Below are 18424 nucleotides of genomic sequence, written 5' to 3'. Positions count from 1 at the left end.
GAAAACGCTGTAAAAAGGGGATTTAATGTATGAATTATGAAGATTTTAAAGAAGTAATTCACGGTAGACGAAGTGTTAGAAAGTTTACAGAACAAGAAGTATCCACTAGTGATATAAAAGAAATTATTGATTGTGCTCGTTATGCACCGAGTGATACGAACTCACAAACGTGGGAGTTCTTGGTCATTATGAACCGAGAGAAAATTAAAGAAATTGAACAAATGACATGGGATGCATTACATAAACTTGCGGCAAAAGCAGCAGAAAATGGAGAAGAGAAAGCAGGGAAATTACTTACACGTTCTTTCGGTCCATATGCGACAGCTTTCTCTGAGGCGCCAGTATTAATCGTATGTTTAGCAACACCATATGAATCAAAGTTTCGTGAAAAGATATTTGATCCAATTGCCTTCGTTCCTGATTCAGTATGGGAAGAGGAAGGAATTAAGAGTAGCTGTTTAGCAGCACAAAACTTAATGCTGGCTGCACATGCGAGAGGACTGGGTACTTGTCCAATGACAGGACCTGTATTATTAGCTCAAGATGAACTGCGACAATATTTACAAATTGAGCCTCAAAAACAAATTAATATGGTAATTTCACTCGGGTTTCCGAAAGATAAGCCGAAGAAACTTTCGCGAAAAGAAGTTGATGAGATTACAACATTTATTTTCTAAATGTTATGTAGAAAAGACATTGAAATGACAATGTCTTTTTATTTTGAATGGATATTTCTTTAGTGAATTGGGCTAAAATGATGAATAGAGTGGAATTACTATTTATTTCTTTTAAAAAATTAATGTTCTTAAAATGAAAGTATGGTACAGTAATCGTGAGCAAGCTAATATTTGTTCATGAAAGTGTTAAAAACTAGTTTTAAAATTAAGAAGTTATTTTTGTATAATAAATTATAATGAAATAACAGGGGGGATGAATTTTGAAGAAATTCATAATCACTGGATTGTCTGTATTGTTATTAGTAGGCTGTGGTGCTCCAGAGGAAAAAGAAGATGCACAGTCAAACCAGGAAGAACAAGTTGTAAATGCAAGTGATGAGAATATGGTCGTATTTCCTGAAGGAGCAGTACCAATCGGAGAAGGGAAAGTAAAAGTAACTACGCCAGATGGTACTTCTGAAAATGGCAATATACCAACTGTATTCATAAAAAAGGATACTTTAATTCAGCAAGTCGAATTAGAACTTTCCAATTTTCAAAATGATAAAGAAACATTTGTATTTGTAGATCAAATATTTGCAGATAAACATCAAGTAACTAGTACAACACAGACAACAGTACAATTAAAAGAAAAGACGCTTGAGACAGGTAGTCATACGATTACCGCAGCTCAGTTTGAAAACAATGACCCAAAAGGAAAAGTCATTAGCTTTAATCAAGCGACGTTTGAAACGAAGCCTGCGTCTTAATATGGAAAAAAGTACATTACTCAAAAGTAGTGTACTTTTTAGTTTGGATTGAATTATGTCATTGAAAATAATTTGTTTCACTTTTTAGTATGAATAGGAAGAACTTATTCTTTACTATCATGTAAGAGAAAGGGATTGAAAGTTTGAAACGAGTTATTCGTATTTTCTTATTTATTATAATGTTTTCGGTCATTTGGTTTACTTTACAAGAGGCGGTTGAAGTTACGCTCAATTATCAAATTCATGACTTGTTAATTGGAGCTGTATGTTTTGTCATTGGGTACCGGTTTTATCCCGCTTTAACGGGCAGTAAGAACCCCACCTAAAAATTCGGCACATGCGAGGAAGTTAGGTGGGAGATCAACTGCCCGTAAAAGCCCGATTGGTGTGGGCTAATAATCAGAGGGGATGGACAAAACCCCCTCTGATTAAAGTTTCACTTTATGATAAACTCGGATTAAGGTAAGTATTGAGAGGGAAATGTAGGTATTTCATTTGTAATGTCGAATAGTACATACGATGTCGTAATAACAAATTTTCTATTGTTTACTGTGAAACAGAAGAAGGAGAGATTGTAGTTATGAAAAGAGCGCTTATAAATATTGATTATACATATGACTTTGTAGCTGAAAAAGGTGCTTTAACTTGTGGGAAACCAGGTCAAGAAATTGAGAAGGAACTTGTAAATGTAACGAAACAATTTATTGAAAATGGTGATTACGTAGTATTTGCGATCGATAAACATGAAGACAATGATGTATATCATCCTGAAGCGAAGTTATTCCCACTTCATAATATAGCAGGTACAAATGGAAGAGACTTGTTTGGTGGATTACAAGATGTATACGAAAAATATAAAAATGCTGAGAATGTATATTACATGGACAAAACGCGATACAGTGCATTTGCTGGAACAGATTTAGAGATGAAGTTAAGAGAACGAGGAATAGAAGAAGTGCATCTTGTAGGTGTATGTACCGACATCTGTGTTCTTCATACGGCAGTAGATGCTTATAATAAAGGATTTAAAATTGTCGTTTATGAAAAGGCGGTTGCATCTTTTAATGCGCAAGGACATGAATATGCGCTTGGACATTTTAAATCTTGTTTAAATGCAGAAGTGAAGTGAAAAAGAGGCCTTCAAAAAGGTCTCTTTTTCACATTTAAATAGAGACGACTTGTTGCTGAATTAGTTTTTTTATGAATGGACTAATGTTTTCTGGTAGTTCATTTAAATCGAAAAATTGTACATGAAATGATTCAACTCCGTCTGCTTTTAACGAGCCGCTTTTAATGTCTCGGCAAAGGTATGCGATTGTAATAGGATAAAATTCATCTCCATGTGGTAATTGTACAAAAAACTCTTTACCTGAAAATACACTTACTAACTGAAGTGTACCAATTTCAATACCTGTTTCTTCAAGTACTTCTCGTCTTCCAGCTTCTTCTGTGGATTCACCAAGTTCCACAAAACCTCCAGGAACACCCCAAATGCCATTTCGTCTTTGTTGGAGTAATATATTTCCTTCTTCATTAAAAACAGCTACAGCAACTCCTGCTAGATTAAGTGGTCGTGATCCAGCAAGCTCTCTTAGTTCTTCAATATATCCCATTGTTTGTAACCTCCGTGAGAAAAAAGTATCAAATGAAATATTCGGTGTTATGTGAATATTTTCCTTGTAACGAGGTGAGTATTGAGGACTTGAAAGAAAGTCGTTTATAAAAATTTCTGTTGCTATCTCCCTTTAGATTATTAAAAAGAGTATATTTATAGTAAATAGAAAAGGACATCTGAAGTTGAAAGATTGATTAAAGGGTTATATTGTTGAAGATGAACTAGGAATACAAATACATAGTTAAGAAAGTAAAATGAAAGGTTAGGGTAAAAGAGGTTCCGAAAGCAAGTTTTGAGATAATCAATAAGTATTTACAATAGATTAGCTCTGCATGAAATTTTCATTAGTAAGGAAGTGGATAGATGAGTTTATTAACGTATACTGAGGAGTTTTTTAATTATGTAAGGGAATTTTTACTTTTAAGGTTTTTACTATTTGCTTTAGTTCTTATGATTATTTCTTTTGTCATAAACCGCATTATTGATTGGTTTTTTAGAAAATCAAGCTTTTTTGATGAAGAGGTAGAGCAGACGATTCAAAGTGTAATTCGATCTATTTTTAGGTATATCATTATCATCAGTCTGATCATATATTTAATTAGTCAATTTGTAGATATAAAAAGTATTATTGCAGGTGCAGGGATAGCGGGAGTTGTCATCGGTTTTGCTGCACAACAGATGCTAAAAGATGTAATATTAGGCTTTGCAAGATTAGCGGACAAAGAGTTTCGTGTTGGCGATTTTGTTACTTTTAACGGAACAAATTCAGGAACCATTGAGGAAATTAGTATTCGTTTTATGCAAATTCGTGAATGGTCAGGAAAACTCCTTACCATACCACACGGAGAGATTAGAACGATACAAAATTTTAATAAAGGATGGATGCGAGTTATTGAACGCATCACGGTAAGTTATCAGGAAGATCCTACAAGAGTTAAGGAATTGTTAGAAGAAGTATGTGTTATTTGTAATGGGAAATTGGATCAAAGTCTTTATAGAGTAGATGATGAAGCTGTTGAACCATTTAAATATGTTGGGGTTACAGACTTAAATCCTAACCTTAAATATGTTGGATATGAATTTTGTATTACAGGTTTGATTAGGCCAGAAGATTATTTTGAAACTTCTAGACAAGTAAGATTTGAATTAATGTCTATGCTCCATAAAAATCAAGTACAAATGCCAGCAGCGAATATGTTCGTTAACACTGAAAGTTTACAAAATATCCATGTGGGACAATCTTTATCAGACAGTTAATGAAAACTAGCTAATTTCTGTTTTGGTTTAGAATTTAGATTTGCAAATCATCAGATTTGAATGAACTGTATGGGATATCTCCTAAAAAAGAGCTGAAGGAATTCGGTTCTTTTTTTGTTTGTAGTATTTAGAAATTTCTTAATGTTATAATGGTAGTTGGTGATGAAAATGAACATAGATGAAAAAGAGATGCATCGTTTAGAAGCATTAAAAGAAATTGCTGAGTTACTAAATGAAGCAACAAACTTACAGGAAATGTTAGGGAAAGTGTTACATACATTATTACAAGTTATGAATTTACAAACAGGGTGGATATTCTTTATTGATGAAAGTGGAAAGCATCGTATGCTTGTAGACCAAAACTTACCCCCAGCTCTTACGTGGCAGGAAAAGAAGCCGATGTGTGAAGGAGATTGTTGGTGTGTAGAACGTTTTGTGAATGGAAGATTGGAAAAAGCGACAAATATTATTGAATGTAAACGAATAGAGGATGCGATTGAATGTAATTGGGGCGAGACAGAAGATGTTACACATCATGCGACAATCCCGCTAAGATCTGGATCAGAGAAATTTGGTCTATTAAATGTAGCCTCGCCTCATAAAACACATTTTTCTGAGGAAGAGTTAGCGTTATTAGAAGCGATTGCATTTCAAATTGGAACGACAATACAACGTATTCAATTAGTTGAGAAAGAACGAAAATATGTAGTTGTAGCTGAAAGAAATCGATTGGCTCGTGATTTACATGATTCCGTTAAACAATTGTTATTTTCAATTATGCTAACAGCGAAAGGGACTCTAAATATGACGAAGGATAGAGACTTGCAAGAGATGTTAAGTTATATTGGAGAATTATCACAGGAAGCATTACAAGAGATGACACTTTTGATTTGGCAATTAAGGCCTGAAGGATTAGAGAAAGGTTTAGCAGAAGCGATTCAAAATTACGGAAAACTGTTAGGGATTCAAGTGGAAGTTCGAATTGATGGAATGGTTTTAATTGAAGATGAAATAGAAGAAGTTTTATGGCGTATAAGCCAAGAGGCATTACATAATTGTAAAAAGCATGCTTCGTGTGAAAAAGTATGTGTTCATTTAAGGATTGAAGATAATAAGCTGCACTTTTACATAGAAGATAACGGAATAGGATTTATACAGGATCAAGTCAGAGAGTCAGCACTTGGTTTGAAAAGTATGAAAGAACGAATTGAATTAATGAGGGGAATTTTTCGAATAAAAGCAGAACCGGAAAAGGGGACAAAGATAGAAATTCAATTACCGGTTTGAGAGGGAGAACGTCAGTGAAAATTAAATTATTACTTGTAGAAGATCATCATATCGTTCGAAGAGGACTCGTATTCTTTTTGAAGACGAGAGAAGAATTTGAAATTATTGGGGAAGCAGAAAATGGTGAAGAAGCATTAACGTTCGTCCAAACAGAAAGGCCAGATGTAGTATTAATGGATTTATCAATGCCGAAAATGGATGGTATTGAAGCGACAAAACGTATAAAGCAATACGATGAGACAATAAAAATTCTTATGCTCAGTAGTTTTTCAGAACAAGATTACGTTTTACCAGCATTAGAAGCTGGGGCAGATGGTTATCAATTAAAAGAGGTGCAGCCAGATCAACTCGTTGCGTCAATTGTTGCGGTATATCAAGGAAATGCGAATTTTCACCCGAAAGTAACACCTGCACTATTAGGACGGTCAGCAGTCAAGAAAGAAAAAGAGAATCCTTTTTCCATATTAACGAAAAGGGAGCAAGAAGTACTTCGTGAAATTGCGAAAGGAAGGAGCAATAAGGAGATTGCAGCAGAGCTTCATATTACAGAACAAACTGTGAAAACACACGTTTCTAACGTATTGGCTAAATTGGAAGTAGATGATCGTACACAAGCTGCATTATACGCAGTAAAGCATGGGGAAAACTAGAAATAAGTATGAATAATTGTGTCATATGTTACGGTAGAATACATAGGAGCAAATAAAATGTATAGTGATGCGCCAAATAGAGGTTTTTCTTCTTTCAATAATTAGGTACAATAAAGCTACTATGGAAGGGGAAGATACGCTATGCCTGGTACAAAAAGTGGGATTGGAAAGATTCAGGCTTCGTTAAATGGTTTATCACCGAAATTACGAAGTATTGCCGAACATATTTTGAAACATCCACAAGATGTTGTACATAAATCGATTACGGAATTAGCGGAAGTTACGAATAGTTCCGAAGCAACGATATTCCGCTTATGCAAACACTTAGGTTTTCAAGGGTTCCAAGACTTGAAAATTACATTAGCTCGTGAGATTGTACATACCCCAATGCAAAATATTCATGAGGAAGTATCGGTAGAAGATAATATGGTCACTGTTGCTAAAAAAGTTTTTCATTCACATATTACAGGACTGCAAGATACATTACATTTGTTAAACGATAACGCGTTGGAACAGGCAGTAAGTGCGCTGAATGAAGCGAAACGAATTGAGTTTTATGGAAATGGTGGTTCGGGTATTATTGCGATGGATGCTTATCATAAGTTTATGAGAACGGGTATTTCTTGTATTGCTCATACGGATTCTCATTTTCAAATTATGGGAGCTGGCTTGCTAACAAAAGAAGCAGTGGTCATTGCAATTTCTCATTCGGGCAGTAATAAAGGTTTACTTGAAGCGTTAGAAGTAGCGAAAGCAAGAGGGGCCAAAATTATTGCGATTACGAGCTATCAAAAATCGGCATTAAGCCAACTTGCTCATATAACGTTATATACTTCGACGCGTGAGACTGAATTTCGTACAGAAGCAAGTTCATCACGATTAGCGCAGCTTAGTTTATTAGATACTTTGTATGTGGGTTTGTCGTTGCAACGACAGGAGGAAACACTGCAAAATTTACAAAGCATACGTGAAACAATTTCAATGAAGCGAATATAAAAAGCTCTTCAAATGAAGAGCTTTTTAGTTTGTTGATATATCCTCAAGATCTACTTGCCCGTAGAAATAAGCAACATGTTCATCTTTAGCGTTTCAATTAGTTTTATCCCGCTATTTGCGGGCAGTAAGACTCCCGCCTCAAAATTAGGCACATACGAGGAAGTTAAGTAGGAGATTAACTGCCCGTAAAAGCCCGATTGGTGAGGGCTAATAATCAGAGGGGGATGGACAAAACCCCCTCTGATTAAAGTTTCACTTTATTGGTGATATCCCATCTCAATCAAGCTAAGAAAAGTAAATACTCCAAGATGAACTACAAAAAAATTGTATAAAACGTTTTACTTATAGTCTCCCATCTTCACAACCATTCATTTTTTCTAACCTCTATATACTTCACATTTAAAATCAAAAGAATAGCTTAATAAATTCAAATATAGATATAATAAAGTTTCAATTTTTTCCTTTTAATACATAAAAAACCTTTATGTAATAATTCAAATATTGTTCAATATTTCAAAATATGTTTGTGGAATTCCATGTTATGATGAACCTGTAATGATGATTGAACATTTAAATTTGGTACAATAATTAGCCAAAACAGTGAGGACAGAATTTGTGAGATGAACTCATTAAAACTCTAAAACACTAAAGGGGAGATCACATATGAAAGCAGTAGTGGTTAATAAAAACAGCAAAGCAAACATCGAAGTTATTGAAAAAGAATTACGTCCGTTACGTTCAGGCGAAGCGTTAGTAGATGTAGAGTATTGTGGAGTTTGCCACACTGACTTACACGTTGCGAATCATGATTTTGGTAATACAGATGGCCGCATCCTTGGTCATGAAGGTGTAGGTATTGTTACTGAAATTGCTGATGATGTAACTTCACTTAAGCTTGGTGACCGTGTAAGTATTGCATGGATGTTCCAATCTTGTGGACGTTGTGAATATTGCGTAACTGGTAGAGAAACATTCTGTCGTGAAGTTAAAAATGCTGGTTATACAGTAGATGGTGGTATGGCTGAACAATGTATCGTTACAGCTGACTATGCGGTGACGGTACCAGAAGGATTAGATCCTGCTCAAGCATCATCAATCACATGTGCAGGCGTAACTACATATAAAGCTATTAAAGTATCAGACATTAAACCTGGTCAACCTATCGTAATCTATGGTTGTGGTGGATTGGGTAACCTAGCAATCCAATATGCTAAGAATGTATTTGGTGCAAAGGTAATTGCAGTAGATATCAATGACGACAAATTAGCCTTAGCAAAAGAAGTTGGTGCCGATATGACTATCAATCCAATTACTCAAGGTCCTGCTGATAAGATTGTTCAAGAGGCGTTTGGTGGCGCTTATGCTGCTGTAGTAACAGCAGTTTCTAAAGTAGCCTTCAATTCAGCAGTTGATGCAGTACGTGCTTGCGGTAAAGTAGTGGCGGTAGGTTTACCAGTAGAAACTATGGATTTAAACATTCCACGACTTGTACTAGACGGAATAGAAGTAGTTGGTTCTCTTGTTGGTACTCGTAAGGATCTAGAGGAGGCATTTATGTTCGGTGCAGAAGGAAAAGTAGTGCCGGTGGTTCAAACTTGTCCACTAGATGAAGTACAAGATGTATTCGAAGAAATGGAACAAGGTAGAATTCAGGGCCGTATGGTAATCGATTTTAAACAACACAAGTGTAATTGCGATTGTAAATAATTCACTTTTTTTAAATCATCGTCGGTGTGAATCTCTTTAAATATTAAAAGGTAGATTTTTGGGCATGAGTCCGGTTCGATACCGGACTCATGCCTTTTAATTTTGCTTTAATCCGTTTGTAGTAGTAGTGAATAGAGTTCTCCAACTCTTGTTTAATGTCCCATAACCTGTAATGCGTAGAAAATATTGAAGGAATATGTATGTGGTGTTAATGAGAGGAAGTTAGATTGCACGTAAAAAGAATGTAATTCAAACTTACCGTACAGCAAAGCAAAAATTAGCATGCACGTGAAACGGAAAGAGAGATTTACATTTAATCATGAAAAAAATTTTCTTTTTTATTATTGATTTATGAAAAAATATTTTATATACTAATTCATGTAAACGGTTTACTAGATTTTATTTTGCTAGAAACGAAGGGAAGATTCGCATGGAAACAAGGGGGAGAGTAATCGGGATTGACATCGGTACCACAAGTACGAAGACGGTTGTATTCACTGAAAAAGGAAAAGTCGTTGCATCACATGCAATTGATTATCCAATCATTCAACCGAACGTCGGATGGGCGGAGCAAGATCCTGATGTAATATGTGCTGCTGTATACAAAACTGTAAGCGTTGCCATTGAGAGGGGTAATGTGTTACCGGAAGATATTTCTTCTATCGGGATTAGTACAGCAATGCATGCCTTAATTGTAGTAGATGAAAACGGTGCGCCGTTAACGCGCTCTATCATTTGGGCAGATAATCGAAGCACAAAACAATCAGAAAAACTATTGCAACAAATGAATGGTCATGACATTTATAGAAGAACTGGTACACCAATTCATCCGATGTCACCACTTTCTAAATTACTGTGGATGAAAGAAGAAGAAACGGATTTATTCAGAACTGCTCATAAATTTATTTCCATTAAAGAGTATGTCATTTATCAATTATTCTCACGCTATGTAGTTGATTATTCAATCGCATCTGCTACTGGGTTATTTAATTTAGAAACATTAAACTGGGATGAAGATGTTTTAACTATGTTAAATATGTCATCAGAACAATTATCAACACCTGTACCAACTACATATATTTTATCGGGAATGAAGCCGGAATTAGCACAAAAGATGGGGATTAGTGAGGATACTCCGGTTGTTATTGGTGCAAGTGATGGTGTTCTTGCAAATGTAGGTGTCGGTGCTATCACACCTGGCTCAGCTGCAATTACGATTGGAACAAGTGGAGCAGTTCGAACAATTTCATCAAGTGTTAATACAGATGAAAAAGGAAGAACTTTTTGTTACGCATTAACAGATGAGCACTGGGTAATCGGTGGACCGACGAATAATGGCGGGATTTTATTAAGATGGCTACGTGATGAATTCGGTAGTCCGGAGCAAGAAGTTGCAAGGAAGCTTGGGATTGATCCTTATGATTTATTAATTAAGTATGCAGAAAGTGTACCAGCTGGAGCAGATGGATTGCTATTTTTACCGTTTCTATCTGGAGAACGTGCACCCTACTGGAATGCAAATGCTCGTGGTACATTCTTTGGAATTAACCTTCAGCATAAACGTGAACATTTCATACGGGCTGTCATGGAAGGAGTTTGTATGAGTGTGTATTCAGTTGCACTTGCCATTCGTGATTGTACGGGTCCACTTTCTGAAATACGTGTTTCAGGAGGCTTTGCAAAGTCAGCATTTTGGAGACAAATGTTATCTGACATGATGGGGAAAGAATTGCTTGTTCCAGAAAGTCATGAAGCATCTGCGCTTGGGGCAGCGGCACTTGCTTTGTATGCAATTGGGAAAATTGATTCTCTTGAAGAGGTGAAGGATTGGATTGATATTGTCCATCACCATGTACCGAATAAAGAAAATACGGCTTTATATTTAGAGATGTTTTATATGTATGAACGACTTTACAATCGTTTGAAAGAAGAATTTGATTGTATAGCTGCTTTCCAACGTAAACAATAGGGGGATTGGGAGAAATGGTAGTTGGGATCGTACTAGCGGCTGTTGTCATATTACTTTTACTAATTACGGTAGTAAAATGGCATCCATTTGTCGCGTTAATTTTAACAGCAATCGGAGTTGGGCTAGCAATGGGGATGCCCTTAATTGGAACTTCACCACAACATCCGGGGATTATCGATTCTATTAAATTAGGTCTTGGTAATACGTTAGGGTTTTTAGCGATTGTTTTAGCTTTAGGAACAATGCTTGGAAAAATGATGGCTGAGTCTGGCGGTGCTGAACGAATTGCTAACACATTAATTGGACGTTTTGGGAAAAAACGTGTTCACTGGGCAATGATGTTCGTTGCATTTATAGTAGGGATTCCGGTATTTTTCCAAGTTGGATTTGTACTATTAATTCCGTTAGTATTTACAATTGCGTTAGAAACAGGGGTATCACTTATTACAATCGGTATTCCGCTAGTAGCAGGCCTTTCGGTTGTACACGGACTTGTTCCACCGCACCCAGCAGCTATGGCAGCGGTAGGGATATTTAAAGCAGATGTAGGGAAGACAATTTTATATGCATTAATTGTCGGACTTCCAACTGCAATAATTTCAGGTCCGCTTTACGGGAAATGGATCGGTGCTCGTATACATAAAGAAGTACCATTAGATATAGCGGAGCAATTTATTGAAAGAGATAAGAAGAAGGAACTTCCTAGCTTCGGAAATACATTGTTTACTATTTTACTTCCAGTATTTCTTATGCTAGGTGCATCGATAGCGGAAGTAGCATTAAATAAAACAAGCCAATTTGCACAAGTATTGCACTTTATTGGAGATCCAATAGTCGCATTATTAATTGCAACGATATATTCTTTCTTTAGTCTTGGCTATGCAAAAGGATTTTCTAAAGACAAAGTATTACAATTAACAAATGATTGTTTAGGCCCAATTGCAAACATACTGTTAGTTATCGGTGCAGGCGGTGCCTTTAATAAAGTGTTATTAGATTCTGGGATCGGAACTACAATTGCGGAGATGGCGAAAGAATCACATATTTCACCAATAGTATTAGGGTGGGGAATTGCTGCACTTATTCGAATCGCGACTGGCTCTGCTACTGTTTCCATGATGACAGCAGCAGGAATAGTGGCACCGATTGCGGTAAGTACACCAGGAGTGAATGTAGAGTTACTGGCACTTGCAACAGGAGCAGGGTCATTAATATTATCACATGTGAACGATTCTGGATTTTGGATGATTAAAGAATATTTCGGAATGACTGTGAAAGAAACATTATTAACATGGACTGCAATGGAGACAATACTATCTGTTGTAGCACTTGGACTAATTTCGTTATTAAATATATTTGTATAGAATGGGAGATTGATTAATATGAAACTAGGTTTAATTGGATTAGGAAAAATGGGATTTCCATTAGCTGAACACTTACATGAAGACAAGCATGAAGTAGTTGTATACGATGTAAATAATGAGCTTGTTGAAAAGGCAGGAAAACTAGGGGTTACTGCACGTCATACATTAAAAGAAATGATCGCTGAACTAGAAGCACCTCGAACAATTTGGGTAATGGTACCTGCAGGAGAAGTTGTTGAGTCAGTACTAAAAGATGTATATCCATTATTAGAGGAAGGTGATATCGTTATTGAAGGTGGAAATTCATTCTATAAGGATACGTTGCGCCGTGCTGAAGAGGCGAAAAGCTTTGGCTTACATTACGTAGATATCGGTACATCAGGCGGTGTAGAAGGAGCTAGATACGGTGCGTGCTTAATGGTTGGTGGAGAAAAAGAAATTTATGATCAATTAGAACCTTTATTTAAAGACTTAGCAGTAGAAAACGGTTATTCTTATGCGGGCCGCGTTGGAAGTGGTCATTTCTTAAAAATGGTTCATAACGGTATTGAATATGGAATGATGCAAGCAATCGCTGAAGGATTTGAAGTGTTAGATAAAAGTGATTTTGATTTCAATTATGAAGATGTTGCAAAAGTATGGGCAAATGGATCAGTTATCCGTGGTTGGTTAATGGACTTAACTGAAAAGGCATTTGCAGATGATCCAAAACTTGATGGCATTAAAGGTGTAATGAACTCTTCCGGAGAAGGGAAATGGACTGTTGAAACTGCACTTGAACTTCAAGCGGCGGCACCAGTTATCGCTATGTCATTATTTATGCGCTACCGTTCTCAAGAAGATGATACGTTCCACGGAAAAGTTGTTTCAGCACTTCGTAATCAATTTGGTGGACATGAGGTTGTAAAGAAATAGGGAATTTTTTTGAAAAGAAACTTGTGCTTATGTACAAGTTTCTTTTTTGTTTTAAAAACCTCCTCTTAAACTATGAAATGTACTGAGTTCTATATTAAGTACTGTATGTTCATTTTGTACCGATTGTATCAAATAGAAAGTGAAGTATCAAAGATGTCTCAACATAAAAATAAGAATAAATAAAATGAAGTTCTCATAAATAGTAAAAGGATGATTATGTCATCAGTGTAGCTAAGCAACGGTGTTACATATGAGTAGAGCGTGTTAATAAAATATGAGGTGGTAAAATGGGAAATGAGCAGGCGAATAATGTAAGGAAAGAAAAGAAGCTATGTCTTTGTATGATTGTAAAAAATGAATCAAGGATTATGGAAAGATGTTTAAATGCAACAAAATCAATCGTAGATTTTGTTTCTATTTGTGATACAGGATCGACAGATAATACACCAGAAATTATTGAAAGATGGTGTGAAGAGAATAATATACAAGGAACGGTTCATCATGAACCATTTAAAAACTTTGGTTATAACAGAAGTTTAGCTGTGTCATTAGCTCAAAAAACATACCCAGAAGCAGATTATTTATTAATACTTGATGCGGACATGATTTTAGAAGTTGAACCAAATTTTGATAAAAGTAGCTTAACTGAAGATCATTATCTTACACTGCAATATGATATTCATATTAAATATTGGCTTACGCGTCTTTTAAAAGCTTCTTTACCATGGAAATCTGTAGGTGTTACTCATGAGTACTGGGATATTGATCGTTCTAAAGTCGGAGCGGATTACAATACGAGAGTAGCTAGGTTAGATACTCTCGTCGTTAATGATCCAGGGGATGGCGGAAGTAAAAGTGATAAATTTGAAAGAGATGAGAGATTGTTGTTACAAGGGATAAATGATCCAGAAACGACTCCAGATTTGCACATAAGATATTTATTTTATTTAGCTCAAACTTATTTTCATTTAAATCAATTTGAAGATTCAATTAAATGGTATACGAAAAGAGTAGAAGCGGGAGGTTGGGTTGAAGAGGTATTCTATTCGTTATTGCGAATAGGGTTTTGTTATGAACAGCTAGCGAATCGTTCTTCAAATAATCAGCATGAAGTAAAGGATGATAAGGAAAAAGAACATGCTAAGAAGCAAGAAGAACAATATTTAGCGTTAGCTATTTTTTATTTTCAAAAAGCATGGGAATACAGACCAACTCGAGCCGAACCATTATATCAGCTTGCAAGATTGCATCGACTACGATCTCAAAATAATATAGCTTTGATGTATGCACTACAAGGGAAAGAAATTCCTTTTCCAACAGAGGATCTCTTATTTGTAGATTATCATGTGTATGATTACTTATTTGACTATGAAATTTCTATAAGTGGATACTATATACCGCATAAAAAACATTTAGGTGCACAATCACAAAAGTATCTTGAATCGAAAAAAGAAGAGTTACCGGTGCATATATCGAGCACGGTAGAGAATAATACGAAATTTTATTAAATAAATTTTGGATTAAAGGAGTAGTGGAGTAATCATGGAATTAATACGATGGGCGATTGAACTAGGGGAAGCGGTACATGGTAATACTTCTGAAGAATTGATCCCACTACTAGATTATTATTACGATCGTGATCATTTAAAAGCTTATTTTATCGCAAATCTTCTCTTAGATATGGATTTATCGAAAGAACATCGGGAAAGAGTTGAATTAAAAAGATGCATAGCTGCCTATTATGCTGGATTGCATAAAGTAGCAAAAAAATATGCGAATCAGTTGTTAGTTCAACATCCTGATGTAGATTTATATAAAAACAATTTAAGGTTAATGGAAGCCTATTTGAACAAAGAATATGATTATTGTCTATATATATGCCCGAATACGTATGGTAGTTTCATAGATGTTGCGCGAGCTTTGAAATGGCGATTGGAGCAAGATGGCAATACAGTTATTCTATCAGAAACAATATTAGAAAATACAAAGAAGACGATTGTTTTCGGAGCGCATACATATGCATTTAATCCGAATGCCCTTCCGAAAGATGCAATTATTTATAATTTAGAACAGTTATATGAAGGTAGTCCTTATGCACATCCGCTTTATTTAATATTATTAAAAGATAGGGAGATTTGGGATTATAGTAAACAAAATATAGAATGGTTAAAACAAAAAGGGGTAGGAAAAGAGATTAAGCATGTAGGAATGAACTACGCCCCAACTTTAGAAATAAAGAAAGATGCATTTGAGGATGAGGTTTCGGAAGATATTGATATCCTGTTTATAGGTGCACTCAATCCGAGACGGCAAGCCATTTTCGATCAATTAAAAGTAGTTGCCCCAAATTTAAATATTGTTTTTAAAAATAATGCGTGGGGAATTACTAGAAATGAATTAATTGCAAGGTCTAAAATTATATTAAATATTCATTTTTATTTATCAGGAATTCTTGAAACGCCTCGAGTTTCTCATGCAGTTGCAAACAAGAAATTTATTATTTCGGAAAATAGCAATCCAGAGGACGAAATAGAGTGGCCAGGAATTGTATTTACACCATACGAAAAAATTATAGAAAACGTAATGAAATATATAGAATTACCAGAAGAACGGACAAAATTAGCTGAAAAAGCGTATAACCATTTTGAAGCTAAAGAAAGCATGCTTACACTTAAACATAAAGGTGAAAAAAACTGATTTTGTTAAACTCATACGAAAGTATGAGTTCTTTTTTATTTCTCATACTATTTTATGAAAGCTTTTACCTCTTTTTACTGTATTTTGTATAGAAATTTCTGATAATATAAAGGTAGAATTTGAAAACAAAGGGGAGAAATAATTATGAAACTAGTCGTTATTAACGGTACACCAAGAAAATTCGGTAGAACTCGAGTGGTGGCAAAATATATTGCAGATCAATTTGAAGGGGAGTTATACGATTTAGCAGTAGCGGAATTGCCTTTATATAATGGGGAAGAATCACAACGTGAATTAGAAGCAGTAAAAAAATTAAAAGCTTTAGTGAAAGCAGCAGACGGTGTAGTACTATGTACACCAGAATATCATAATGCGATGAGTGGAGCATTGAAAAACTCGTTAGATTATTTAAGTAGCAGTGAATTCATCCATAAACCTGTCGCTTTGTTAGCTGTTGCTGGAGGCGGCAAAGGGGGAATAAATGCATTAAATAGTATGCGCACTGTCGCTAGAGGCGTTTACGCAAATGCAATCCCAAAACAAGTAGTACTTGATGGATTACATGTGCAAGATGGTGAACTTGGAGAAGATGCAAAACCATTAATTCATGATTTAGTTAAAGAATTAAAAGCATATATGAGTGTATATAAAGAGGTGAAAAAAAATTAGGAGTTGAGTGATATGTCCTCTCTTTATCATGATTCTCGCTTGTATTACATTCTAGGAGCCAATAGTTTATCCGCTATTGGCTCTGGGATTGTTATGATTACGATTCCATGGCTATTGATTAAGGAAAGTGGAGGAGAGACGACATTTGGTTATGTTTCTATCGTTGCAACTCTCATAATGTTTTTATTAACGCCATTTATTGGCCAAAGTATAGATCGTTTTTCAAGAAAATCTTTATTGTTATGTAACGAAGGTATCGGGATAGCCGTTATAGGAATGATGGCTATATGGGGATTTGCTGGGCAATCTTATAATTCTATTCATTACATTATTATTTATATAGCAGGTTCTTTCTATTATCTATTATTTTATCCTACAATTTTTGCGTTCAACCAAGAGATATTTCAAGCAGAGCATTATAAAAGTTTAAGTGGCACAATGGAAATACAAGGACAATTAACGCAAGTTATTTCAGGTGCAGCTGCTAGCTTTTTAATTGAGATCATTTCTTTGAAATGGATCTTGTTAGTAGATATGTTAACTTTTGCAGGAGCATTTTTCCTTTTCTTATGTATTCCGTATACAAAGAAAAAAATGGTAAAAAGGAAGATGACATTTAAGAAGCAATTGTTTGAAGGTATTCACTTTATGAAAAAACGTCCTAAGCTCTTTTGGTTTTTACTTGCGACATATACATCAAGCTAGTAATACCAACCGTTTAGACGGTTGTGGTAACGCTTTGGTAACGATTATAACAAATCTTCTTCCATAAATGCCACTACTTCTGCTTGTTTGGATGGATACAAGTGACTATAAGTGTTTAAAGTTGTTGCTACATTTGAATGACCTAAGCGTTGGGCTACGACAAGCGGACTTACACCTTTATTAATGAGGTAAGATGCATGAGAGTGCCTGAATTCATGAAGTACAATCTTTTTCACTCCTGATACCGCTAAAAAGATTTTATATTTTCTAGCTAATGTGGTAGTTGCTATACTATCATAAAACTCACCAAACACAACATAATCCTTTTTCAAAGGAACTTTTAATGTAGCATTATTTTTTATTTCTTTTAGTAGATCCATTACGATAGTAGGTAACATAATGATTCGGTTGGATGCTTTCGTTTTTGGTTTAGTAATATGTTTATTATAGCTTGTTTTATTGATATCAATTGTTTTTTCTTCAAAATTAACATCCTCCCAAGTTAAAGCTAAAAGTTCTCCTTTTCTAGCTCCACTATAATAGAGTGTTGAAAAAAAGGCTATATATATCGATTCGTCTACAACACTGATAAACCTTTTGAATTCTTCAAATTCCCAGAAGTTCATTCTTTTATTAGACTCAATTTCAAAATTTCCTGCAATTCGAGCTGGATTACGATTTAAGCCGTGGAACTTAATTGCAAAATTAAATATAGCGGAAAGTACGTTATGAATCTTTTTTAAAGTTTCAGCTGAATAGTCATGCATTATCTTATTTTGATAATTCATGACATGTTTTGCTGTAATCTTATCTATCTTCATTTTTCCAAATTCCTTTAGTAAGTGATTATATATCATATTTTTAATAGTGTTTATAGAAGACTGTTTTCTCCTCTGGCAGTACCATTCAAAATATTCTTCGGCTAATTGTGAAAAGGTTAGGCTGGAATTAGATTCTGTTTGAATGAGAGCTTTTGCTTCTGCAATTCGTGCTTCTTCTTGTGTTTTAAAGCCACGTCGTTTTACTTGTTTCAAAGTGCCATCAAACTGTCGGATTCTCGCGATAAAGTAATAAGTTCCTCTTTTTTCATCTTTATAAATTGTCATAAGAATCTCCTTTCTTGTAGTAAAAGAGTAGACCGTCGTCTACTCTCTCGATGTTAAATTG

The 18424-nt window shown here is 35.1% G+C and carries 16 protein-coding genes and 2 pseudogenes; 16 read left to right on the top strand and 2 right to left on the bottom strand.

Going from position 1 to position 18424, the window contains the following annotated elements:
- Nucleotides 1-29: 29 nt before the first annotated feature.
- The 4 genes from CQZ94_RS17205 (at nucleotide 30) to CQZ94_RS17190 (ending at nucleotide 2555) form a co-directional block, all read left to right on the top strand.
- Nucleotides 30-677, top strand: coding sequence for a nitroreductase family protein (locus CQZ94_RS17205; protein ID WP_002012699.1), 648 nt, complete (start codon nucleotides 30-32; stop codon nucleotides 675-677).
- A 260-nt stretch (nucleotides 678-937) separates the two neighbouring features.
- Nucleotides 938-1426 (top strand): putative periplasmic lipoprotein, encoded by a 489-nt coding sequence (locus CQZ94_RS17200; RefSeq protein WP_105586350.1) that lies wholly within the window; start codon nucleotides 938-940, stop codon nucleotides 1424-1426.
- A 143-nt stretch (nucleotides 1427-1569) separates the two neighbouring features.
- Nucleotides 1570-1752 carry a hypothetical protein gene (locus CQZ94_RS17195; protein WP_255834012.1) on the top strand — a complete coding sequence of 61 codons (183 nt, stop codon included), beginning with the start codon at nucleotides 1570-1572 and terminating at the stop codon, nucleotides 1750-1752.
- Between the two features lie 254 nt (nucleotides 1753-2006).
- Nucleotides 2007-2555, top strand: a complete 549-nt coding sequence (locus CQZ94_RS17190; protein WP_105586349.1) for a cysteine hydrolase family protein — start codon at nucleotides 2007-2009, stop codon at nucleotides 2553-2555.
- A 34-nt stretch (nucleotides 2556-2589) separates the two neighbouring features.
- Here CQZ94_RS17190 and CQZ94_RS17185 read toward each other — a convergent pair whose 3' ends face one another.
- A complete protein-coding gene (locus CQZ94_RS17185) occupies nucleotides 2590-3039 on the bottom strand; it encodes an NUDIX hydrolase (protein ID WP_105586348.1) in 450 nt (149 codons plus the stop codon).
- A 365-nt stretch (nucleotides 3040-3404) separates the two neighbouring features.
- Here CQZ94_RS17185 and CQZ94_RS17180 point away from each other — a divergent pair, with 365 nt between their 5' ends.
- The 12 genes and pseudogenes from CQZ94_RS17180 to CQZ94_RS17120 all read left to right on the top strand — a co-directional run.
- Nucleotides 3405-4298 (top strand): mechanosensitive ion channel family protein, encoded by an 894-nt coding sequence (locus CQZ94_RS17180; RefSeq protein ID WP_105586347.1) that lies wholly within the window; start codon nucleotides 3405-3407, stop codon nucleotides 4296-4298.
- A 168-nt stretch (nucleotides 4299-4466) separates the two neighbouring features.
- Nucleotides 4467-5585: a GAF domain-containing sensor histidine kinase gene (locus CQZ94_RS17175; RefSeq protein ID WP_002202134.1), complete on the top strand. Its 1119-nt coding sequence runs from the start codon at nucleotides 4467-4469 to the stop codon at nucleotides 5583-5585.
- 14 nt (nucleotides 5586-5599) lie between these two features.
- Nucleotides 5600-6235, top strand: coding sequence for a response regulator (locus CQZ94_RS17170; protein ID WP_105586345.1), 636 nt, complete (start codon nucleotides 5600-5602; stop codon nucleotides 6233-6235).
- 141 nt (nucleotides 6236-6376) lie between these two features.
- Complete coding sequence (locus CQZ94_RS17165) at nucleotides 6377-7231, top strand: MurR/RpiR family transcriptional regulator (RefSeq protein ID WP_002136112.1); 855 nt, start codon at nucleotides 6377-6379, stop codon at nucleotides 7229-7231.
- Nucleotides 7232-7894: 663 nt separating this feature from the next.
- A complete protein-coding gene (gene adhP / locus CQZ94_RS17160; RefSeq protein ID WP_105586344.1) occupies nucleotides 7895-8938 on the top strand; it encodes an alcohol dehydrogenase AdhP in 1044 nt (347 codons plus the stop codon).
- A 430-nt stretch (nucleotides 8939-9368) separates the two neighbouring features.
- The gene (gene gntK, locus CQZ94_RS17150) at nucleotides 9369-10907 is read left to right on the top strand and encodes a gluconokinase (protein WP_105586343.1); all 1539 of its coding nucleotides are present in this window, start codon (nucleotides 9369-9371) and stop codon (nucleotides 10905-10907) included.
- 14 nt (nucleotides 10908-10921) lie between these two features.
- Nucleotides 10922-12271, top strand: a complete 1350-nt coding sequence (locus CQZ94_RS17145) for a GntP family permease (RefSeq protein ID WP_142395858.1) — start codon at nucleotides 10922-10924, stop codon at nucleotides 12269-12271.
- Between the two features lie 18 nt (nucleotides 12272-12289).
- Nucleotides 12290-13186, top strand: a complete 897-nt coding sequence (gene gnd / locus CQZ94_RS17140) for a phosphogluconate dehydrogenase (NAD(+)-dependent, decarboxylating) (protein ID WP_105586341.1) — start codon at nucleotides 12290-12292, stop codon at nucleotides 13184-13186.
- 287 nt (nucleotides 13187-13473) lie between these two features.
- Nucleotides 13474-14694, top strand: a complete 1221-nt coding sequence (locus CQZ94_RS17135; protein WP_105586340.1) for a tetratricopeptide repeat-containing glycosyltransferase — start codon at nucleotides 13474-13476, stop codon at nucleotides 14692-14694.
- Between the two features lie 34 nt (nucleotides 14695-14728).
- Nucleotides 14729-15883 carry a CgeB family protein gene (locus tag CQZ94_RS17130; RefSeq protein ID WP_105586339.1) on the top strand — a complete coding sequence of 385 codons (1155 nt, stop codon included), beginning with the start codon at nucleotides 14729-14731 and terminating at the stop codon, nucleotides 15881-15883.
- A 144-nt stretch (nucleotides 15884-16027) separates the two neighbouring features.
- Nucleotides 16028-16563: pseudogene (locus CQZ94_RS17125) on the top strand (NADPH-dependent FMN reductase).
- Nucleotide 16564: 1 nt separating this feature from the next.
- Nucleotides 16565-17245 (top strand): annotated as a pseudogene (locus tag CQZ94_RS17120) (MFS transporter); the annotation flags it as partial.
- Nucleotides 17246-17301: 56 nt separating this feature from the next.
- Here CQZ94_RS17120 and CQZ94_RS17115 read toward each other — a convergent pair.
- Nucleotides 17302-18363 carry a tyrosine-type recombinase/integrase gene (locus CQZ94_RS17115; RefSeq protein ID WP_105586337.1) on the bottom strand — a complete coding sequence of 354 codons (1062 nt, stop codon included), beginning with the start codon at nucleotides 18361-18363 and terminating at the stop codon, nucleotides 17302-17304.
- Nucleotides 18364-18424 lie beyond the last annotated feature (61 nt).

This window comes from Bacillus sp. MYb209, assembly GCF_002975175.1.
Lineage (GTDB): Bacteria > Bacillota > Bacilli > Bacillales > Bacillaceae_G > Bacillus_A.
This window is presented reverse-complemented; position numbering and strand designations above follow the sequence as displayed.